The organism is Streptomyces sp. NPDC018045, assembly GCF_044327445.1.
Classification (GTDB): domain Bacteria; phylum Actinomycetota; class Actinomycetes; order Streptomycetales; family Streptomycetaceae; genus Streptomyces.
In genome coordinates, this window is the sequence record NZ_JBIRFL010000016.1 from 23,907 (window position 1) to 42,948 (window position 19,042).

Sequence of the window (19,042 nt, forward strand, 5' to 3'; positions counted from 1 at the left end):
CCGCGCGGATGGTGGCGGACGACCGGAAGCGGACGGCCGGCGCCGCGGGGGCGCCGGCACTGCGCAGGCCCGCGCGGCAGCCGGGGGTGCGGGCGTGTGCGCGGGCGAGGGAGCGCGCCGGGAGTGATGGCGTGCGTGCCGGAAGAAGCGGCGTACGTATCGCGGGTGGCGACGTGTGCGGGGTCACGGCCGGTCCGCCTCCGGTACGGCGGCGGGAGCCGCGGCGGGGGCGGAGGGGTGTGCCGACGCGCCGGTGAGGACGCGCAGCGCGTACAGCAGCAGGCCGAGGGCGGGCAGCGCGCAGGCCACGGCCGGTACGACGGACGGGCCGAGGTGGGTGACGGCGGCCTCGACCGGCCTGCCCAGCGCTTCCAGGCCCGGCAGCCGGGCGGCCGTTACACAGGCCAGGGCCGCGGCTTCCAGGGTGACGGCGGCGGCCGGGCCCACCGCGGCAGCGGACGGGAAGCCGTGCCGGGCGGCCAGCCGCGCCAGGAAGAGCAGGGTACCGAGGGCCGTGGTGGCGGCCACCGGTCCCGCTCCCCCGTCGCCGCCGACCGTGTTCGCGGTGGCCGACAGAGCGAGCAGCGCCGCGACCTGTATGGCCGTGGCGGTCAGCAGCAACGGCCGTACGCCGGAGGAGAATTCGGTCAAGGTCCGGCTGGCCTCCAGTCGGCGACGCGCGCGGCCCGCGAACCAGTGCGCACACCAGGCGGCGGGCAGGACGGCACACGTCAAGGCCAGGGCGGCGGCGCCGGCCAACCGCGGCCCCTCGTACGGGACATCGGGCCCGCCCGCCAGGGACTGGCGCAGCAGCCAGTCACCGCACAGCGCGTACCCGGCCAGCCAGCACGTCCACAGCCCGGTGACGCGTGCGGACGGGTACCGCGCGCGCAGCGGGCCGTGGCGGACGCACAGGCGCAGGGCGAGGAGGGACAGCCCCGTCCCGGCCGCCGCCACAGCCGCCTGGGCGACGGCGGGTGACGGGTCATCAACCACCGTTCCCGGCAGCGGTGTAGGTACGTGACCGGCAGTGAGGACGGCGGCCACGGTCGCGGCACACACCGCGCCGGGCAGCAGGTGCAGCAGCGCACGGACACCCCTCCCCTGCCGGGCAGGGCTGGTCGCGGGTGGGGTGGGCGGCGGGGCGTCGGCGCGGGGCACCCGGGCGTACAGCTCCTCGGCCAGGGAGAAGACGTCGCGGTGCCGGAAGCGGGCGGCCGTACGGTCGGTGACGCCGTGCGCCTCCAGCCCGGCGGCGATCTCCATCGGGTCGACGGCCCGTTCGCACAGCGTCCGGTGCTGGTGCATCAGCGACTTCACAGGGTCGGCGGGGCCGCGCCGGGAGGACGGCCGGGCGGTCGTGTCGCGTGCGGGGAGGGGGGGTGGGGTGGTGGGAAACGGGGCGGTGGGGGCAGGGCCGGTGGTGGGCTGCGGGGCCGGTCCCGCTTTCGGTTCCGCGCCGGGGCGGGTGCCGGGGCCGGTGTCCGCGCCGGGGCCGGTGCCCGTGCCGGTGTCGATGTCGGCTGTCGTCACGCTCGCGCTCCTCTCCGGCGGTCGGCACCGGCTCCCGCCCGAGCGGCAGCCGGGGGGTGCGCGCTGTGCGCGGCCGGGGGGCGTGCGGGTCCGGCGGCCGGTGGAGGCGTGCGCCGTGCGCCGTCCCCGCTCGGGGCCGGTTCCGCCCAGCTCGGCGCTCGGCCCGTCGGCGGTGCGGCCTGTGCGGCGCCGCGCACCACGGCCCAGCGGCCCGGTACGTGGGACTCCGCGGGCCGGGTGAACAGGCGGGGCGCGCCGCCGTCCGGCCCGGTGCCGGCGGCCGGGCGAGCCGGTGTACGGGACATCAGCTCCAGGTAGATGCCACGAAATGCCGCGATGTTCTGCTCCACCGTGAACAGTTCGAGTGCGCGGGCGCGCGCGGCGGCGCCCAGCCGGGCGCGCCTGCCGGGGTCGCGCAGCAGCGCCAGGCACGCGTCGGCCAGCGCGCGCGGGTTGCGCGGCGGCACGACCAGGCCCGTACCACCGATGACCTCGCAGACCGCGCCGGTGTCGGTGGAGACCGTGGCGCGGCCGCTGAGCATCGCCTCCACGAGGGAGCGCGGGAAACCCTCCGACGCACTGGAGAGGACCACCACCGAACCGGCCGCGTAGACGTCCCTCGGACACGGCATGCCGGGTCCGCCGGACTCCTCGAAGGAGACCGGGTTGTCACCGGCGCTCAGCGCGTCCGCGGCCTCGTCGGGGAAGAGCTGGGCGGCCATCGCCCGGCACTGCGCCAGGTAGACGGCATCCTCCGGGCGGGGGCCCGGGGCGCCGACGACGCGGAGGGTGGCGTCCGGTTCGGCCCGGTGTACGCGGGCGAAGGCGTGCAGCAGCGAGACGAGGTCCTTGGCAGGTTCCACGGTGCCGGTCCACACCAGCGTCGCGGAGTGGGCGGCCGCCACGTCCGGGACGGCGGTGAAGCCGGTCGCGTCCAGGCCCGCGTACACCGTGCGCAGGCGCCCCCGGTCCGCGCCGCAGCGCTCCTGCCAGCGCCGGGTGTGGACATCGCCCGGGGTGACGAGCGCGGCCCGGGTGTACGTCTCGGTGGCCAGCGCGGTCTCGAAGGCGCCCAGCAGGGCGCGTACGGGAGCGCTCGACCCTGCCGCGGAGCGCGCGAGGTACTGCTCGCGCAGGCGCGCACCATACTCGGTCAGGAGGAGAGGGGTACCGAAGAAGCGTTTGGCCAGCAGGCCGGGGAGGGCGACGGTGCCGCCGGCCGTGGCGTGACAGAGGTCGACCGCGGCGAGCCCCCGTCCGGTGGGGCGCGCGGTGCCGCCGTACCAGTCCAGGGAGAGGGGGCGCAGGGCGCGCTCCAGTTCCTCGGTCACGGCGAGCAGGTCGCCCACACGGGCTCCGTGCGCGGCGCGCGGCGCGCCGGGCGCGCGGCAGACGCTCTCCAGGATCCGTACGGCCGGTTCGGAGCGGAGGAGTTCGGGCAGGCCGCCATGCTCGCGGGCCAGTTGCGCAAGGCCGTAGAGCCCGGCGGCGAAACGGTCCGCCAAGCCGTCGCGCCCCCCGTCACCGGCCGCTGCCGACGCGGCGGCGGGGGCCCGTGCGCCGGACGGCTCCGCCGCGGTGAACCCCGCCGCGAGATCGCCGAAGCACTCCGCGAACCGGCGCCGCGCACGCCGCCCGCCCGCCCCGCCGCGCCGCCCCTGGGGCCGCCACCGCAGTGCGCCGGGAAGCTCCCCGTACAACGGCGCGGACCGCACCACCGGGGCGCGGCCCGGCGCGCCCTCGCGGCCGCCTGCCGCGTACGTCTCCGGGCCGGCGTCCGGCCGCCCGGCACCGTCCCGCGCGCCGCCCTCGGAGCCGCGGTCGAGGGTGTAGACCGCGAACTCGTGGCCGGGGAGGCCGGAGAGGCCGCGCACGAGCCGGTCGCGCCACGAACGCGTCTCACCGGACGCGTCCGGGTCGCCACCCTCGGTGAGCAGACCAATGCGCACGAGCGCACCCCCCTTCTTCCTGATCGGCGTCCAACGACGGCGGCCGCCCCGGGAGGCCCGCCGCTACCTGCAGGAAGAAGCTACGCAGAGATCCCGGTGACACGACGGACGGTTGTCCGTCGCGCCACCGGAAGGGGTGAAGAGGCGTAACTTTCCACCCCGGTAGGCGTTCTGACGCGCTATGTGACCGTCACGCCATGGCACGTAGCGCCCGCCGCCCGGCCGCTCCCTCCGGGTCGAGCACGGGCACCGCCGCCAGCAGGCCCCTCGTGTACGGATGCCGGGGGCATTCGTACACCTCGTCGGTGGTGCCCTCCTCCACGATCCGCCCGCCGCGCAGCACCGCGACCCGGTCGCTGACCGCCCTTACCACCGCCAGGTCGTGCGCGATGAAGACCAGCGCGAGGCCCAGCTCCCGCCGCAGTTCGCCGAGGAGTTCGACGACCTGCGCCTGCGTGGTGACGTCCAGCGCCGAGACCGGTTCGTCGCAGACCAGCAGCCGGGGGTTGGGGGCGAGCGCCCGCGCGATGCCGACGCGCTGCCGCTGCCCGCCGCTGAACTCGTGCGGGTACCGGTGGTACCACGCCGGGTCCAGGCCGACCCGCTCCAGCAGTTCGCACGCCCGGCGCACCACGCGGGCGTCGTCCCGGTCGCCGGCCGCGCGCAGCGGATCGGCGACCGATTCGCCGATGCTGCGCCGCGGGTTGAGCGAGGAGACCGGGTCCTGGAAGACCATCTGCAATTCGCTGCGGAAGGGGCGGAGCTGCCGGTCGCCGAGGGTGCCGATGTCGCGCCCCCGGTAGCGCAGCGTTCCCGCGGTCGGGTCCAGCAGGCGTACGAGCATCCGCCCGAGGGTCGTCTTGCCGCTGCCCGACTCCCCCACGAGGCCGACGGTCTCGCCTTCCCGTACGGTCAGCGAGACCTCGTCGACCGCGACCGTACGGTGCCGGCGCCCGCCGAACTCCCGGCGCAGCCCGACCGCTTCGAGCAGCGCGCCGTCGTCCTCGGCACGGGGGCCGCGCCGGGTACGCGCGGCCGGCTTCGCGTCCACCCGTGGCACCGCCGCCAGCAGCTCCCTCGTGTACGGCTCGCGCGGCGCGAGCAGGACCTCGCCGACCGTGCCGTGCTCCACCGCCCGGCCCCCGCGCATCACGAGCACGTCGTCCACACTGCCCGCGACCACCCCCAGGTCATGGGTGACCAGGAGCAGCCCCATGCCGGTCTCCGTCCGCAGCCCGTGCAGCAGGTCGAGGATCTGCGCCTGAACCGTGACGTCCAGCGCGGTGGTGGGCTCGTCGGCGATCAGCAGGCGCGGTTCGCAGGCGAGCGCCATCGCGAGCAACGCGCGCTGGCGCATGCCCCCGCTGAACTCGTGGGGCCGCGAGCGGGCGCGCCGGGGGGCGTCCGCGATGCCCACGCGCTCCAGCACCTCGACGGCGCGGGCGCGGGCGGCGCGCCGGGAGACGTCCGGCCGGTGCACCCGGTACACCTCGGCGATCTGGTCGCCGATCGCGTAGTACGGGTCGAGCGAGGACAGTGGGTCCTGGAACACCATGGCGGCCCGGCCGCCGCGCAGCCGCCGCAGTTCCCGCTCGTCCGCCGCCCGTACGTCCGTACCGGCGACCCGTACCGTGCCGCTCACCTGTGCCCCGGTCCCCCGGTGCAGGTCCAGCAGGGCCGCCGCGACGGTGGACTTGCCGGATCCGGACTCGCCGACGATGCCCAGGGCCCGGCCGGCGGCCAGCGAGAAGGAGAGGCGGTCCACGGCCTGCACGGCGGCCGGGCCTCCCCCTCGTACGCCTTCCCCGTCGGCGTCTCCCCCGGCGGGAAAGGCGACCGACAGGTCGCGGACGTCCACCAGCAGGTCCGGCTCCGGACGGCCCGGCTCCGGACGGCCCGGCCGCGGCTGGTCCGGCTCCGGAACGCCGGGTGCCGCTCCGGTCGTGTCCTCGACTTCCTCGGAGGTCATGTCAGGGCCACCCTTCGGTCGGCAAGTGCGTAGAGGACGTCCGCCACGACGTTGGCGACGATGACGGCGGCGCCGGTGCCCAGCACGACACCGACGACCACGGGCAGGTCGACGACGCGCACCGAGTGGACCAGGAGCTGGCCGATGCCGGGCAGCCCGAAGAGCGCCTCGGTGAGCATCGCGCCGCCGAACATCGTCCCGAGGTCGAGCGCGGTGAGCGCGATGACCGGCGGCAGCGCGCCGCGCAGCGCGTGCCGCGTCACGACGGAACGTTCCCGCACGCCGTACGCGCGGAAGGTGCGGATGTGGTCCTCGGCCAGCGTCTCCAGCGTCGAGGAGCGGGTCAGCCGGGCGTACTTGGCGGATTCCAGCAGCGCCAGCGCCGTCCAGGGCAGCAGCAGGTTCCAGGCCCACTGTTCCGGGTCCTCGGACAGCGGGACGTAGGAGGGGAAAGGCAGCCACTGGAGGTACGCGCAGAACACCACCAGCAGCAGCAGTCCGGTGATGAAGACCGGGGTGGCCGTGCCGGCGAGGGTCAGGCCGGTCAGGACGCGTTCCGTCGTGCCGCCGCGGCGCAGCGCGGACAGCAGACCGGTGCCGACCCCGAGCAGCAGCCACAGCACCATCGAGCCGAGGGCGAGCGACGCGGTGACCGGCAGCCGGTCGGCGAGCAGCTCCGTGACGAGCGAGCCGTTCTGGTACGAGAGGCCGAGGCAGGGCGCGTCGCAGTGCAGTACTCCGGTGCCGGAGGAGAAGTCACGGCCGGCCACCAGCCCTTGGAGGAAGTGCAGGTACTGCGTCAGGACCGGCGCGTCCAGCTCCAGCCGTTCGCGTACCTGCTGGATCTGTCCGGGGTTGCAGCGCGGCCCGCAGGCCAGTTTGGCGGGGTCGCCCGGAGCGACGTAGAAGAGCGCGTAGACGGCGACGGTCAGCAGGAAGAGGACGAGGAGCGCACCGCCGAGCCGGCGCAGTGCGTAGCCGGTCATACGACGGCCTCCTTCTCGCGGTTCTCGCGGTTCTCGCGGTTCTCGCGGTTCTCGCGGTTCTCGCGCTTCTCGCGCTTCTCGCGCTTCTCGCGCTTCTCGTCTTCCTGTCGCTTCTCGGGTTTTTCGCGGGTGGCGCCCGCCGACCGGTCCGTACTGCCCTTGCGACGCTTACGGCCCGCCCGGGTGCCGACCCGCAGCCGGGACCGCTCGCGCGGGTCCAGCGCCGTACGGACCGCGTCGCCCAGCACGGTGAACGCGAGCACGGTGACCAGCAGGAAGCCCGCCGGGAGCAGGACGTACACCGGGTCGGCCCGGAACCACGTGGTCGCGGTCGACAGCATCTGCCCCCAGGACGCGGTGGGCGGCCGGACGCCGATGCCGAGGAAGGACAGCGACGCCTCGGCGACGATGTTGCCGGGCACCAGGACCGCCGCGTACGTGATCACCGGCGCGGCGAGCGACGGCAGCAGCTCGCGCCGAGCCACGCGCAGCGGCCCCGCACCACCGAGCCGGGCCGCCGCGACATGGTCCAGCTTTTTCAGGGCCAGCGTCCGTGCGCGCACGATCCGCGAGGTGCCGAACCAGCCGAGCAGGCCGATGACCAGCACCAGCAGCAGCGGGCGGGGGAAGTCGGCGGGCACGATCGCGGTCAGCGAGATCGCGATGACGAGCATCGGCAGCGCGGTCAGCACCTCGGTGAACCGGGAGAGCACCTGGTCCGCGAGCCGGTTGCCCAGCCCGGCCGCGAGGCCGGCCACCACACCGATGAGCACCTGTACGGCCGTGGCACCGAGCGCGATCAGCAGGGAGACCCGGGCCCCGTACAGCAGCCGGGCGAACATGTCCCGGCCGGTGCCGGGTTCGACGCCCAGCCAGTGGTCGGCGCTGATCCCGCCGTACGAGCCGAGCGGTACGCCGCCGCGCGCGGAGTCGATCAGGTCGTCGTGGTACGTGGTCGGGTCCTGGCCCTCCAGCGCCGCCAGCAGCGGTGCGCCGAGGGCAAGCAGGACGAGGGCGAGCAGGACGACCGCGGATGTCACGGCGGCGGGCCGCTGCCGCAGCCGCCGCCGGACCGCGCCTTTCCGAAGGGGCACCAACTCGGCTTCCGAGGCCCCGGCTCCGGCCTGACGGGAAGTCACGTCGGTGGGCGTCACTTGACCGCCACCTGGGAGATGTCCAGCACGCCGTCCCAGTCGCTGATGACGACGTTCTTGACGTCCTTGCCGTACAGGTGCTTGTAGACGGGGTGGAAGAGCGGCACGGACAGGGCCCGCTCGCCGATCTTCTTGTCCAGCGCGCCCCACCGTTCCGCCGCCGCCTTCAGGTCGGTCAGCTTGTTGATCTCGTCGATCTCGTGGTTGACCGCCGGGTCGTCGAGCTGCGCGTGGTTGAAGTTGGAGGCGTCCCGGACGGTCTGCCGGCCGTCGAAGACGGGCGCGAGGAACGGGCCGCCGGACGGCCAGTCCGCCCCCCAGCCGCCGATGAACAGGCCGGGGGCGTCGTCGACGCTGTGCACCTTCTCCTCGTAGTCGTTGTTCTCCAGGCCCTGGAGCTTGACGGTTATCCCGGCCTTCTTCAGGGCTTCCTGCACGGCGGCGGCGATGTCCGGGCTGGTCGCGAAGTTCTTGGCGGTGGAGTGCGTGAGGGTGATGGTCAGCCCGTTCTCGTGACCGGCTTCCTTGAGCAGTTCCCTCGCCTTGGCCGGATTTCCGGTGCGGCCCGCCGGGAAGTGGTCGTACGGGGTGTGACCGAAGGTCTCGCCGTTCGGGAGGAACGTGGTGGCCGGTTCGGCGAGCGCGGAGCCGCCCGCGGCGTTCACGACGCTCTGCCGGTTGACGGCGTAGGCGATGGCCTGGCGCACCTTCGGGTCGTCGAAAGGCTTCACCTTCGGGTTGAAGGCGAGGTAATTGGTGTAGCCGAAGTGGCCGGTGCCGACCCGCTTCCCGAGTTCCTGGTCGCCGCTGATCCGCGCGAGTTCGGCCGGGCCGAGGTTGGTGTCGGTGGTCACCGCGGCGGCGTCCGGACCGGCGCCGGTGGCCAGCCGCTGGTTGATGACCGCGGAATCCAGGCCGGATTTCACATCGATGGTGTCGGGATAGGCGTGCCGTTCGGAATCGGTCTTCTCGGACCAGTGCGGATTGCGTTCCAGGACGAGGTGTTCGCCGTCACCGGTGTTCTTGACGACCTTGTACGGACCCGAGGAGACCGGGTGCTCCTCGTATTTCGTGCCGGTGTCCTTGGCCTTCGGCACCGGGGCGAACTGTGTCTGCGTGGCGAGCAGCGGGAATTCGCCCTCGGGCTTCTTCAGGTGGAAGACGATGGTCTTCTCGTCCGGGGTCTCGATGGACGTGAGACCGTCCTTGCTCTTGTCCTTGTACGGCCCCTGGTAGCTTTCGCCGCCCACCAGCCAGTCCCGCAGATGCGGTGCCCCACCGGAGAGTTCGGCGGCGAAGGACCGCTCGATGCCGTACTTGACGTCGGCGCTGGTGATCGGCGAACCGTCCTCGAACTTCAGACCGTCCTTGAGCGTGTACGTCCACACCGTGGCGTTCTCGCTGGGGCGTCCGGTGTCGGTGGCGAGATCCGGTACGGCCTTCGCGCCGGCCGCGCCGTTCTCCCGGTTGCGGGTGGTCAGCGTACGGAAGACCAGGGTCGGTACCTTGCCGCCGCCGGAGGTGTACAGGCGTGCCGGGTCGAAGTTGGTCTGCGGCTGGGAGTTCAGGACGGTGAGCGTGCCGCCCTTGGCGGGCGCGGCGCCCGCGCCGTCACCCGCCGCGGTGTCCTTGGGGCCGCAGGCGGTGGCCCCGGCGGCCAGCGCGACGGCCACCGCGACGGCGGCCGCGCGGCGGGCGGGCGGAAGGGAACGGGGGCGGGACGGCTCGGCCATGTCGGTGGGTGCCTTTCACAGGGGGACGTACCCGCGGAAGGCGGCGGCAGCAGGGGCGCGTGAGGCGCGGGGCCGCCCCTGCGGACACGTTCGGGTGAGGTACGTGGTGACGCGGGGGACACCCCGGCCCGGGTCACGTAGCCGCGTCTCACGGCCCCGGGCACGCGGGCCGTCGCGGCGCGCTTCCGCGCGGCCGGGGACGGACCTCAGCGACAGTGGATGTCGGCCACGGACTGCACGGACACGCCGATCAGCGCCAGCTCGAAAGCGGCGTGTTCGAAGGCGTTGGCAGGGCGCGGCATGGGAGGAAGATTTCCCGAATGTCCGTCCGGTGGCAAAGGCGTCCCGCGATGGGAGATGCGCCGTCCCGTATACCGGACATACGGACTGGGGGGGCGGACCCGCCCGGCGCGGCGCGCCGGGCTCGGCACACTGGGGCAGCGCCCTTCGGCCACTCCCCTTCAGCCGTCCCCGGGTCGGCCCCTCGGAAGAGCCCCGGGCCCGGGGCCCGGGCCCCGGGCCGGTATCCTCCGGGCCTCCGGGCCAAGGCCCCAGGCCGAGCTCGCGGGTCAAGCCCCCGGCACCCCGGGCCAAGGCCCTCCGGGCGCCGGCCTCAGTGCCCTTCCGGGAACGGCCAGGCGTTGGGCCGGCAGGTCGCGCCGTCCGTCGTCAGGAACTTGGTCTGCTGCATCATCACCGGCGCCAGGGCGCCCTGCCGCCCGCAGCTCTCGTGGTTGTGCCCGAGCCGGTGGCCCACCTCGTGGTTGATGAGCATCTGCCGGTACGCGTGCATCTTGTCCGGCCCGTAGGTCTCGGCGCCCTGCGCCCACCGGTACGCGTTGATCATGACCCGCTCGGTCGCCGCCGAGTCGCACGACACATTGTCCTCGGTCGTGTCGAGCCCGGACCTGGCACACCACTTGGCCGTCGTCCCGGGGCTCGCCAGTGTGATCACGAAGTCGGCGTCGCCGGAGCCCACCCGCTCGAAGGTGCGCCGCCCGCCGTGCGCCCAGCTCCGCCCGTCGTTGAGGGTCTTGTGCACCGCGTCGGCGAACAGCTCGCCGTCGAGGCCCATGCCCTCCTCCACGTCGACCCGGTAGCGCCACACCCTGCCGTGGCCGGGCGCCTTGGCGTCCCCGCCGGCCGGCTTGAACCGCCCCGAGGCCGCCAGCTTCTCGTCCAGCGGATAGGCCTTCGCCATCTTCTCGTCGTACGTGGCGGGGGCCGCCTGCTGCGTCGGGCGTGCGTTCGAGCGCGAGGCGGCGTCGGAACCGGCCACCCGCTCCTTCCCGCCCAGCGCCCGCGCCTTGCCGTCGTCCTGCTGCTCGGCGACCTGCCCGGCCACCACGACCGCGAGTACGGTCGTCACGGCCGCCGCGGCCACGCCGGTGAACGTACGACCCTTGCCGCCCTTCCCGCGGGAGCTGAACTGGGGCCCCTGGGCGCCGAGTTCGCTGTTTTCCGGAGCGTTTGCCGACTCGTCGGCCGCGCCGTCGCCCTCCCTGGGGAAGACCACCGACCGGCCGGTGTCGCGCCCCGGCCCGTGCGGCCCGCGTTCCGGGGCCCCGGCCGCGAAGACGTCGTCGTCCGCGCCCTCGGGTCCGCCGGGGCGGTCCTCTCCGGCGGGCGCCCGGAAGGCGTCGATGTACTCCTGACGTGGCGTCGGAACGCTGCCCTGCGGGAGGAACGGCGACGCGGCCGATCCCGTACCGGTGGAGGTCGGGGCCCGGACGGGCCCGCTCGCGGCCCCGGGCGGGCCGCCGTCCGCCCGGCCCGGACCGCTCCGGTCGGGGGCGTCCGCCCCGGGGGCGGGCCTGCTCGCGCCTTCGCCGTCCTCCGCGAACGGGGTGAACCCGTGCGCCGGAGTGGACGGCGCCGGCTGCGGGCGGCCGTGGGGGCGCCCGGGGGTCGGTCCGTCATCCGGGCGGCCGGTGACCGGGCCGCCGTCGGGGCGCCTGTCGGCCGGGTGGCCGTCAGGACGTCCGTCGGCCGGGCTGCCGTCGGGATGCTCGGTGGATGGGCCACCGTCCGGACGCCGGTCGGCCGGGCTGCCGTCGCGCGGGCGCGGCACCCGGGGCGGGCCCTGAGCGGGCGGGCTCTGGGCGGGCGGACCCTGAGGAGACGGGCCCTGGGCAGGCGAGTTCTGAGGGGGTGGGCCCTGGGGGGAGTCTCGCGTGGGCGTGGGGCGGGCTGATGCGTTCTGCGGCGCGCGTTGCGCGGGTGTCTGCCACGGTGCGCCCTGCGCCGGTCCGCGCTCGGGCGTACGGCGGCCGGTGCCGTACCTGACTGCGCCCTGCGCGGGCTCGTATCCGGGCGTGTGCCGCTGTTCGTGCCCCGGCGTGCGCTGCCGGAGCGTCCCGTACGCGGTCGCGTTCCGGGGCGCTCCCTCGGCGCCGCCCGCCTCGGAGTCACCCGAATCCGGGCTGCCCGCGTCCGTGCCGCCCGGCCCGGCGGCCTCCCCGCCGTCCGGCGGCGCGGGTTCCGTACGGCGGCGCCTGCGGCCCGTGCCCGGCCGGGGGTCCGGTCCGGCGCCACCTGCCGCGCCGAGCCCGTTCGCCTCACCCACCTCACCTATTCCGGAGGTGTCACCGGCGGTTGCGGCCGGGCTCCGGCGGCTGTGACGTCCCACTCGGCCTGTCAGCTCCTACTCACGTCCAGGACGCGTCACCGACGGCGGGCTCTCCCGCGCCGGCGCTCCCGCCCGCACCGGCCGCGTCCCGCGCGGCCGCCTCGTCGTCCCACAGTTCGCGGAAGGCCCGCGCCACCGTTTCCGGATACTCCATCATCGCCACGTGCCCCGCCTCCGGCAGCGTCAGCAGCCGGGAGCCGCGGAAGGCGGCGGCCGCCCGGCGTGCCATACGGAAGGAGACCAGGCGGTCGCGCCCACCGTAGACGAGAAGCGTGGGCGCGAGCACCCGCTGCGCCTGCCGCCACAGGTTGTGCTGCCCGCCGAGGGTGTACGCGTTGACGATGCCGCGCGCCGAGCGGGTCATGACCTCCCAGAAGTACGGGAGTTCGAGGCGCCGCGCGTACTCCTCCGCCGCGGCGGTGAAGCCGTCCGGGGTCACCAGGGCGGGATCGCCGTAACACAGGGCCAGCACCTCGCGGGTGCGCCGCTCCGGCGTCCAGTCCCGCGTCAGCCTGCTGAACAGCCGGGTCACGCCCGGCACGGCCAGCAGCCCGGTCGGCACCGCGGAGAGCTGCGGCCGCAGCTCCGGCAGCGCGGGCGAGATCAGCGTCAGCGTCCGCACCAGGTCCGGGCGCGCCGCCGCCACCCGCGTGGCCACCGCGCCGCCCATCGAGTTCCCGAACAGGTGCGCGGGGCCGCGGCCGCTCGCGTCCAGGTGGCGGATGACCGCCCGCGCCTGCGCGGAGACCGAGTAGTCGCCGTCGTCGGGCGGCGGGGAATCACCGAATCCGGGAAGGTCCAGCGCCTCGCCCTCGACCCGGTCGGCGAGCAGCGGCATCAACGCGGACCAGTTCTGGGACGAGCCGCCGAGGCCGTGGACGTACAGCGCGGGCGGCAGCCCGGCCCGGGTGCCCGGCACCCCCCGCACGCTCAGCGTCAGGCCCGGCAGGCTCACCGAACGCACCGTCTCCCCCGGGCCGACCCGCGAGGGACGGCCCGCCGGGGGCACCGGAAGAACGGCGCGGGCGTCCGGCGTCCCGGTCGACTCCGTCGAATCCGTCGAATCCCTCGAAGACATGCGTCGATGTTACGAGACGATCACGCCGCCGATCGTGTGTTCGCGCTCACACACCACATCGCATTTCGGAACCCGCTCTCTTAGGCTCGGGCAGGAAGGGCACCCGTGTGATGAGCGCTCGCGTGCGGACGCTCGCCCTGGCCTCCGAAGTACGTGAGAGAAAGGGAGCCACCATGCCCGTCGACCCGACCGACCCGGACACCTTCGAGGACTTCGAGGAAGCGGCGGACGCCTCCGAATTCGACGTCGAGGCGCCCGAGGCCGATGCCGCGGAGCAGCACGCGGACGTCGCGCCGCACCACGACCAGCCGCTGACCGGCATCGATCCGTCCGCCGCGAACGAGGCGGACGTCGCCGAACAGGCCCGCGTCGTGGATCTCGACGAAGACGATTACCGATGACCTGGGGCCATATGTCGGCTTCCCACAGCGTTCGGCGGCAGATTTTCTCGCCCGCGACCACGCACAGCCGGGTTACCCAAAAGTACGATGGCGGGCGCGGCGCACCGCTGTGCGTACGCCGCGGACGGAACGACACCTGGGAGGCAGCGTGAGCGCCATCGAGCAGACCGAGGCGGCACGCCCGAGGGGCACGCGCCTGCCACGCCGAGCCCGGCGCAACCAGCTCCTGGGCGCGGCCCAGGAGGTCTTCGTCGCGCAGGGCTACCACGCGGCCGCGATGGACGACATCGCCGAGCGCGCCGGCGTCAGCAAGCCCGTGCTCTACCAGCACTTCCCGGGCAAGCTCGACCTCTACCTCGCCCTGCTGGACCAGCACTGCGAGGCCCTGCTCCAGTCGGTGCGCACCGCGCTCGCCTCGACGACCGACAACAAGCAGCGCGTCGCCGCGACGATGGACGCCTACTTCGCGTACGTCGAGGACCCGGGCGGCGCCTTCCGGCTGGTCTTCGAGTCCGACCTGACCAACGAGCCCGCCGTGCGCGAGCGGGTGGACAAGGTCTCCCTGGAGTGCGCCGAGGCGATCAGTGAGGTGATCGCGGAGGACACCGGCCTGTCCAAGGACGAGTCGATGCTGCTGGCCGTCGGGCTGGGCGGCGTCTCGCAGGTCGTGGCGCGCTACTGGCTCTCCTCGGAGAGCACGGTGCCGCGCGAGACGGCCGTACAACTGCTGACCTCGCTGGCCTGGAAGGGCATCGCGGGCTTCCCGCTGCACGGCGCCGAGGGTCAGTGACCCGTACGGCCGGGCGGTGCGCCGGACCGGGAGCCGGTCGGGCGGGCCGCGCGGCGGTGCGCCCGCCGGGCCCCCGCCCGGCGCTCCCGTGCACCCGCGTCCCACCGCTGTTCGCTGCGGGCGTGCTCCGCGGCGTCCTGTCCGTCCGCTCACCGGGCTAATGTGTGCTGCGTACGGCGCGGATTGCCGCGCACCTGCCCCGTGGCCTCGCCGGGGGGCACCGAGACCGTCGGAGGGACAAAGCCGTGGAGGTCAAGATCGGCGTGCAGCACGCGCCCCGCGAGATCGTTCTGGAGAGCGGGCAGACCGCCGAGGACGTCGAGCGAGCGGTGGCGGACGCACTGGGCGGCAAGTCGCAATTGCTGAGCCTCGTGGACGATCACGGCCGCAAGGTCCTGGTCCCGGCGGACCGGCTGGCCTATGTCGAGATCGGCGAGCAGACCGCTCGCAAGGTCGGTTTCGGCACGCTGTAGCCGGCCGCGGGCCCTCGGCGGGCCCGTGCGCACCCGTCAGGAAGCGGCGGCCCGGAGACGATGTCTCCGGGCCGCCGCTCGTGTGATCCGCCGCCTCGCCGACTCCGGGCGCCGACGAGGGTTGCCGCGCATTGCCCCTGGGTACGACCGCCTACGACCGATTTGTGTCGTCCAACCGGTCGTAACCGCGGGAGGGATAAACCATGGTCTGGGAAGCTCTCGGCTCCGTGATCGTCGGGCTCGCCATCGCGCTGGCCGCCACGCACCGGCTGCCGGACCGGTTCTCCTCACGCTCCCTGACCCTGGCGACGGGCCCCGCGGCGGCCCTCCTCGGTGCCTTCCTCGCCCACTCCATCCTGGGCCCGGGGCACCCCGTCCAGACACTGCTGGCGGCGGTCGGCCTCAGCGCGGCGATGCTGTCGCTGCTGGTCCGGCCGGGCCGCCGTCTGGTGCCGGCGCGGGGCGTGGCGCGGTAGGAGGCCGAGCCCGCCCGGGGGCGCCTCCCGGCGGCGGCCTGTGGAGCGACGGAGCCGGGGTGGCCGGCGGAGGGCGGAGCCGCAGTGGGCGGCGTAGCGACGGAACCGCAGTGGGCCGCACCGGCCGGATGGACGGCAGCGGCCGGATGAGCCGGGCGAGCAGGCGCGAACCCCCGCCCGCCCGGCGGCCACCCCGTGGCCGTCAAGCGGCCAGGCCCAGCGCGGCCATCCGCTTCGTGTGCGCCTCGGTGATCCGCGAGAACATCCGCCCGACCTCCGCGAGGTCGAACCCGTCGGCGACGCCGCCCACCAGCATCGTGGACAGCGAGTCCCGGTCGGCCACCACCCGCTGCGCCTGGGACAGCGCCTCGCCCATCAGCCGCCGCGCCCACAGCGCGAGCCGTCCGCCGACCCGGGGATCGGCCTCGATCGCGGCCCGTACCTTCTCGACGGCGAACGTCGCGTGCCCGGTGTCGTCGAGGACCCCGAGGACCAGGCCCCGGGTGTCGGAGTCCAGCCGGGCCGCCACCTCACGGTAGAAGTCACTGGCGATCGAGTCGCCGACGTACGCCTTGACCAGGCCCTCCAGCCAGTCCGACGGCGCGGTCTGCCGGTGGAACTCGTCCAGTGCCGCAGCGAACGGCTCCATCGCCTCGTTCGGCTCGGCCTCGATCTGCGCGAGCCGGTCGCGAAGCCGCTCGAAGTGATGGAATTCGGCCGACGCCATCTTGGCCAGCTCCGCCTTGTCGTCCATCGTCGGCGCCAGCTTCGCGTCCTCCGCGAGGCGCTCGAAGGCGGACAGCTCGCCGTAGGCGAGGGCGCCCAGCAGGTCGATCACCGCGGCCCGGTACTGCGGTTCCGCGGAGGCCGCGGCCCAGTCCTGGGCGGCGATCCCGGTGTGTTCTCGATCGTCGTCGGCGGTGTGCGCTGCGTTGTCAGGCGTCTCCATGAAGCGCACAATAGCCCGCTGCGCAACCGGGGGAAGTGGCTGGTCAGCCACTCCCGTCCCACCCGACCGAACGATTGCCCGGACACACGTGTGGCCATCCGGGGTATGGTGGTAATGCGCCCGCCGAGTATCGGTGGGTTGTTCCACGCATGCGGATGCCCGGTCGGTGGCCCGATCGGCTCCAACCCGACCGCCCTCTTTCGCGGCGCGTACGAGACGTACGCACGGCGGGAGGGATACCGCTCGCGGTTCGAGTGCTTGAGCGAAGGCAGTGGTCCCGCGCCCGTCCGGCCGATCTTCAGGTCGGCCCGTACGAAACCGTACAAGGGCGCGGTACGACCCCCTTGGCCGCCTCGTACCGCGTCTCACAGAAGAGGCAAGATTCTGTCTACGTTCCGAGACCTCGGGATCCTCCCCGAGACCGCCGAAGCCCTTGAGGCCGTCGGCATCACGTCCCCCTTCCCCATCCAGGAGATGACGCTCCCGGTGGCCCTGTCGGGCTCCGACGTCATCGGCCAGGCCAAGACCGGCACCGGCAAGACCCTGGGTTTCGGTCTCCCCCTGCTGGAGCGCGTCACCGTCCCCGCGGACGTCGAGGCGGGCCGGGCCAAGCCCGAGCAGTTGACGGAGGCCCCGCAGGCCCTCGTGGTGGTTCCCACCCGCGAGCTGTGCCAGCAGGTCACCAACGACCTGCTGACCGCCGGCAAGGTCCGTAACGTGCGGGTGCTGTCGATCTACGGCGGCCGTGCGTACGAGCCGCAGGTCGAGGCCCTCAAGAAGGGCGTCGACGTGATCGTCGGCACCCCGGGCCGCCTGCTGGACCTGGCGGGCCAGAAGAAGCTGAACCTCTCGCACGTCAAGGCGCTCGTCCTGGACGAGGCCGACGAGATGCTGGACCTCGGCTTCCTGCCCGACGTCGAGCGCATCATCAACATGCTGCCGGCCCGCCGCCAGACCATGCTGTTCTCCGCGACCATGCCGGGCGCGGTCATCGGCCTGGCCCGCCGCTACATGTCGCAGCCCACGCACATCCGCGCCGCCGCGCCGGACGACGAGGGCCAGACCGTCGCCAACACCACGCAGCACATCTTCCGCGCCCACTCGATGGACAAGCCGGAGATGGTCGCCCGCATCCTCCAGGCGAACGGCCGCGGCCTGGCGATGGTCTTCTGCCGTACGAAGCGGACCGCGGCCGACATCGCCGACCAGCTCGCGCGCCGCGGCTTCGCCTCCGGCGCGGTCCACGGCGACCTCGGCCAGGGCGCGCGCGAGCAGGCGCTGCGCGCGTTCCGCAACGGCAAGGTCGACGTGCTGGTCTGCACCGACGTCGCCGCCCGCGGCATCGACGTCGAGGGTGTGACGCATGTCATCAACTACCAGTCCCCCGAGGACGAGAAGACCTACCTGCACCGGATCGGCCGGACCGGCCGCGCGGGCGCCAAGGGCATCGCGATCACGCTGGTCGACTGGGACGACATCCCGCGCTGGAAGCTGATCAACAAGGCGCTGGACCTGCCGTTCGACGAGCCGGAGGAGACGTACTCCACCTCCGCGCACCTCTACGAGCTGCTGGAGATCCCCAAGGGCACGACCGGTGTCCTGCCGCGCGCGGAGCGCAAGCGTGCCGGGCTGGCGGCGGAAGAGGTCGAGGACCTGGGCGAGACGGGCGGCCGCGGCCGCGGTCCGCGCCGGGGCGCGCCCGCCGTCGAGGAGGAGCGCCCGGCCCGCAGCCGTACGCCGCGCCAGCGCCGGCGCACGCGGAACGGCGCGCCGGTGGACGATGCGGGCGCCCCCGAGGCGTCGGGTACGTCCGAGGGCGGCGACGCCACCACGGACGGGCCGCGCCAGCCGCGCCGCCGTCGCCGTACGCGCGGCGGCTCCGGCAACGCGCCGGCCGCCGTGACACCGGCCCGTGACGGGTCCCGTGACGAGGCGGCGCCGGCCGCCGGGGCATCCGAGGCCGCGCAGGCCGCCGACGCCACCGCGGCTCCCTCCAAGCCGCGCCGCCGCCGTACGCGGGGTGGCTCGGGCACCGCCGGCAAGGCGGAGACGGCCCGGACGGCCGCGATCACCGCCGTGGACACGGCCGAGGGCCCCACCGAGACCGTCAAGGTCCCGGCGCAGGCCACCGCCGCGACGCCGGTCGCCGCGGAGGCACCGGTTGTCACCGAGGCCACCGAGGCCACCGAGGCCGAGGCGCCCGCGAAGTCCCGTCGCCGTACGCGCGGCACCAAGCCCGCGGCGGAGGCCGTCGTGGAGACGGTCGAGAGCGCGGAGCCGGTCGCGGACGAGGCCCCGGCCAAGCCCCGCCGTACCCGCAAGACCGCCGCCACCAAGAAGGCGGAGGCCGCGGTCGACACCGCCGAGGCCACCGAGACGGCGGCCGACGAGGCCCCGGCCAAGCCCCGCCGCACCCGCAAGACCGCCGCCACCAAGGCGCCGGAGGCCGCCGTGGAGGCAGAGGGCGCCGAGGCCGTCGCGGACGAGGCGGCCACCAAGCCGCGCCGCACCCGCAAGACGGCTGCCAAGAAGGCCGAAGCCGCAGTCGACACCGCCGAGGGCACCATGCCCGCGGCCGACGAGGCCCCGGCCAAGCCCCGCCGCACCCGCAAGACCGCCGCCAAGAAGGCCGAAGCCGCAGTCGACACCGCCGAGGCCACCATGCCCGCGGCCGACGAGGCCCCGGCCAAGCCCCGCCGCACCCGCAAGACCGCCGCCACCAAGGCGCCGGAGGCCGCTGCGGAAGGCGCGGAGCCGGTCGCGGACGAGGCGGCCGCCAAGCCGCGCCGCACCCGCAAGACGGCCGCCAAGAAGGCCACGGCGGAAGCCCCGGCCGAGGGCTGATCCCGACCGCACGACGGCCCGGTTCCCGCGCACGCGGGGCCGGGCCGTCGGCGTGTGCGCCCGCGCGCGTCGGTGTCC

General features: G+C 74.5%; 15 protein-coding genes. 5 read left to right on the forward strand and 10 right to left on the reverse strand.

Annotation, left to right across the window (positions count from 1 at the left end):
• Positions 1-183: 183 nt before the first annotated feature.
• The 9 genes from ACH4EB_RS27320 to ACH4EB_RS27360 form a co-directional block, all read right to left on the reverse strand.
• Positions 184-1,533: a hypothetical protein gene (locus ACH4EB_RS27320; RefSeq protein ID WP_398350465.1), complete on the reverse strand. Its 1,350-nt coding sequence runs from the start codon at positions 1,531-1,533 to the stop codon at positions 184-186.
• A complete protein-coding gene (locus tag ACH4EB_RS27325; protein ID WP_398350466.1) occupies positions 1,530-3,482 on the reverse strand; it encodes a glycosyltransferase in 1,953 nt (650 codons plus the stop codon). The genes ACH4EB_RS27320 and ACH4EB_RS27325 overlap by 4 nt, the downstream gene beginning before the upstream one ends.
• A 190-nt stretch (positions 3,483-3,672) precedes the next feature.
• Positions 3,673-5,451 carry a dipeptide ABC transporter ATP-binding protein gene (locus ACH4EB_RS27330; RefSeq protein WP_398350467.1) on the reverse strand — a complete coding sequence of 593 codons (1,779 nt, stop codon included), beginning with the start codon at positions 5,449-5,451 and terminating at the stop codon, positions 3,673-3,675.
• Positions 5,448-6,437 carry an ABC transporter permease gene (locus tag ACH4EB_RS27335; protein ID WP_398350468.1) on the reverse strand — a complete coding sequence of 330 codons (990 nt, stop codon included), beginning with the start codon at positions 6,435-6,437 and terminating at the stop codon, positions 5,448-5,450. The genes ACH4EB_RS27330 and ACH4EB_RS27335 overlap by 4 nt, the downstream gene beginning before the upstream one ends.
• Positions 6,434-7,531, reverse strand: a complete 1,098-nt coding sequence (locus tag ACH4EB_RS27340; protein ID WP_398350469.1) for an ABC transporter permease — start codon at positions 7,529-7,531, stop codon at positions 6,434-6,436. Before ACH4EB_RS27340 ends, ACH4EB_RS27335 begins: the two co-directional genes overlap by 4 nt.
• Before the next feature lie 56 nt (positions 7,532-7,587).
• A complete protein-coding gene (locus tag ACH4EB_RS27345) occupies positions 7,588-9,324 on the reverse strand; it encodes an ABC transporter substrate-binding protein (protein WP_398350470.1) in 1,737 nt (578 codons plus the stop codon).
• 206 nt (positions 9,325-9,530) lie between these two features.
• Positions 9,531-9,626: an Ms4533A family Cys-rich leader peptide gene (locus tag ACH4EB_RS27350; RefSeq protein ID WP_398350472.1), complete on the reverse strand. Its 96-nt coding sequence runs from the start codon at positions 9,624-9,626 to the stop codon at positions 9,531-9,533.
• A 311-nt stretch (positions 9,627-9,937) separates the two neighbouring features.
• Entirely contained in the window at positions 9,938-11,395 is a 1,458-nt protein-coding gene (locus ACH4EB_RS27355; RefSeq protein ID WP_398350473.1) for a DUF3152 domain-containing protein, read from the reverse strand.
• A 577-nt stretch (positions 11,396-11,972) separates the two neighbouring features.
• Entirely contained in the window at positions 11,973-13,031 is a 1,059-nt protein-coding gene (locus tag ACH4EB_RS27360; protein ID WP_398350474.1) for an alpha/beta fold hydrolase, read from the reverse strand.
• Between the two features lie 173 nt (positions 13,032-13,204).
• On the opposite strand from ACH4EB_RS27360, the gene ACH4EB_RS27365 reads away from it, so the two are divergent.
• From ACH4EB_RS27365 to ACH4EB_RS27380, 4 genes are all read left to right on the forward strand, one after another.
• Complete coding sequence (locus tag ACH4EB_RS27365) at positions 13,205-13,432, forward strand: hypothetical protein (RefSeq protein ID WP_398350475.1); 228 nt, start codon at positions 13,205-13,207, stop codon at positions 13,430-13,432.
• Positions 13,433-13,580: 148 nt separating this feature from the next.
• Positions 13,581-14,222, forward strand: coding sequence for a TetR/AcrR family transcriptional regulator (locus tag ACH4EB_RS27370; RefSeq protein ID WP_365835949.1), 642 nt, complete (start codon positions 13,581-13,583; stop codon positions 14,220-14,222).
• Positions 14,223-14,467: 245 nt separating this feature from the next.
• On the forward strand, positions 14,468-14,695 hold the full coding sequence (locus ACH4EB_RS27375; RefSeq protein ID WP_385226481.1) for a DUF3107 domain-containing protein: 228 nt from the start codon (positions 14,468-14,470) through the stop codon (positions 14,693-14,695).
• Positions 14,696-14,898: 203 nt separating this feature from the next.
• Complete coding sequence (locus tag ACH4EB_RS27380; protein WP_398350477.1) at positions 14,899-15,171, forward strand: hypothetical protein; 273 nt, start codon at positions 14,899-14,901, stop codon at positions 15,169-15,171.
• 202 nt (positions 15,172-15,373) lie between these two features.
• Here ACH4EB_RS27380 and ACH4EB_RS27385 read toward each other — a convergent pair whose 3' ends face one another.
• On the reverse strand, positions 15,374-16,129 hold the full coding sequence (locus ACH4EB_RS27385; protein WP_365835945.1) for a ferritin-like fold-containing protein: 756 nt from the start codon (positions 16,127-16,129) through the stop codon (positions 15,374-15,376).
• 465 nt (positions 16,130-16,594) lie between these two features.
• Here ACH4EB_RS27385 and ACH4EB_RS27390 point away from each other — a divergent pair, with 465 nt between their 5' ends.
• The gene (locus ACH4EB_RS27390; protein WP_398350478.1) at positions 16,595-18,964 is read left to right on the forward strand and encodes a DEAD/DEAH box helicase; all 2,370 of its coding nucleotides are present in this window, start codon (positions 16,595-16,597) and stop codon (positions 18,962-18,964) included.
• The last annotated feature ends 78 nt before the right edge of the window (positions 18,965-19,042 follow it).

Coding starts and splice junctions, on each gene's coding strand:
- ACH4EB_RS27350 (WP_398350472.1), bottom strand. CDS start 9,626: ATGCCGCGCCCTGCCAACGCCTTCGAACACGCCGCTTTCGAGCTGGCG.
- ACH4EB_RS27390 (WP_398350478.1), top strand. CDS start 16,595: ATGACGCTCCCGGTGGCCCTGTCGGGCTCCGACGTCATCGGCCAGGCC.
- ACH4EB_RS27365 (WP_398350475.1), top strand. CDS start 13,205: ATGCCCGTCGACCCGACCGACCCGGACACCTTCGAGGACTTCGAGGAA.
- ACH4EB_RS27330 (WP_398350467.1), bottom strand. CDS start 5,451: ATGACCTCCGAGGAAGTCGAGGACACGACCGGAGCGGCACCCGGCGTT.
- ACH4EB_RS27360 (WP_398350474.1), bottom strand. CDS start 13,031: ATGTCTTCGAGGGATTCGACGGATTCGACGGAGTCGACCGGGACGCCG.
- ACH4EB_RS27345 (WP_398350470.1), bottom strand. CDS start 9,324: ATGGCCGAGCCGTCCCGCCCCCGTTCCCTTCCGCCCGCCCGCCGCGCG.
- ACH4EB_RS27335 (WP_398350468.1), bottom strand. CDS start 6,437: ATGACCGGCTACGCACTGCGCCGGCTCGGCGGTGCGCTCCTCGTCCTC.
- ACH4EB_RS27380 (WP_398350477.1), top strand. CDS start 14,899: ATGGTCTGGGAAGCTCTCGGCTCCGTGATCGTCGGGCTCGCCATCGCG.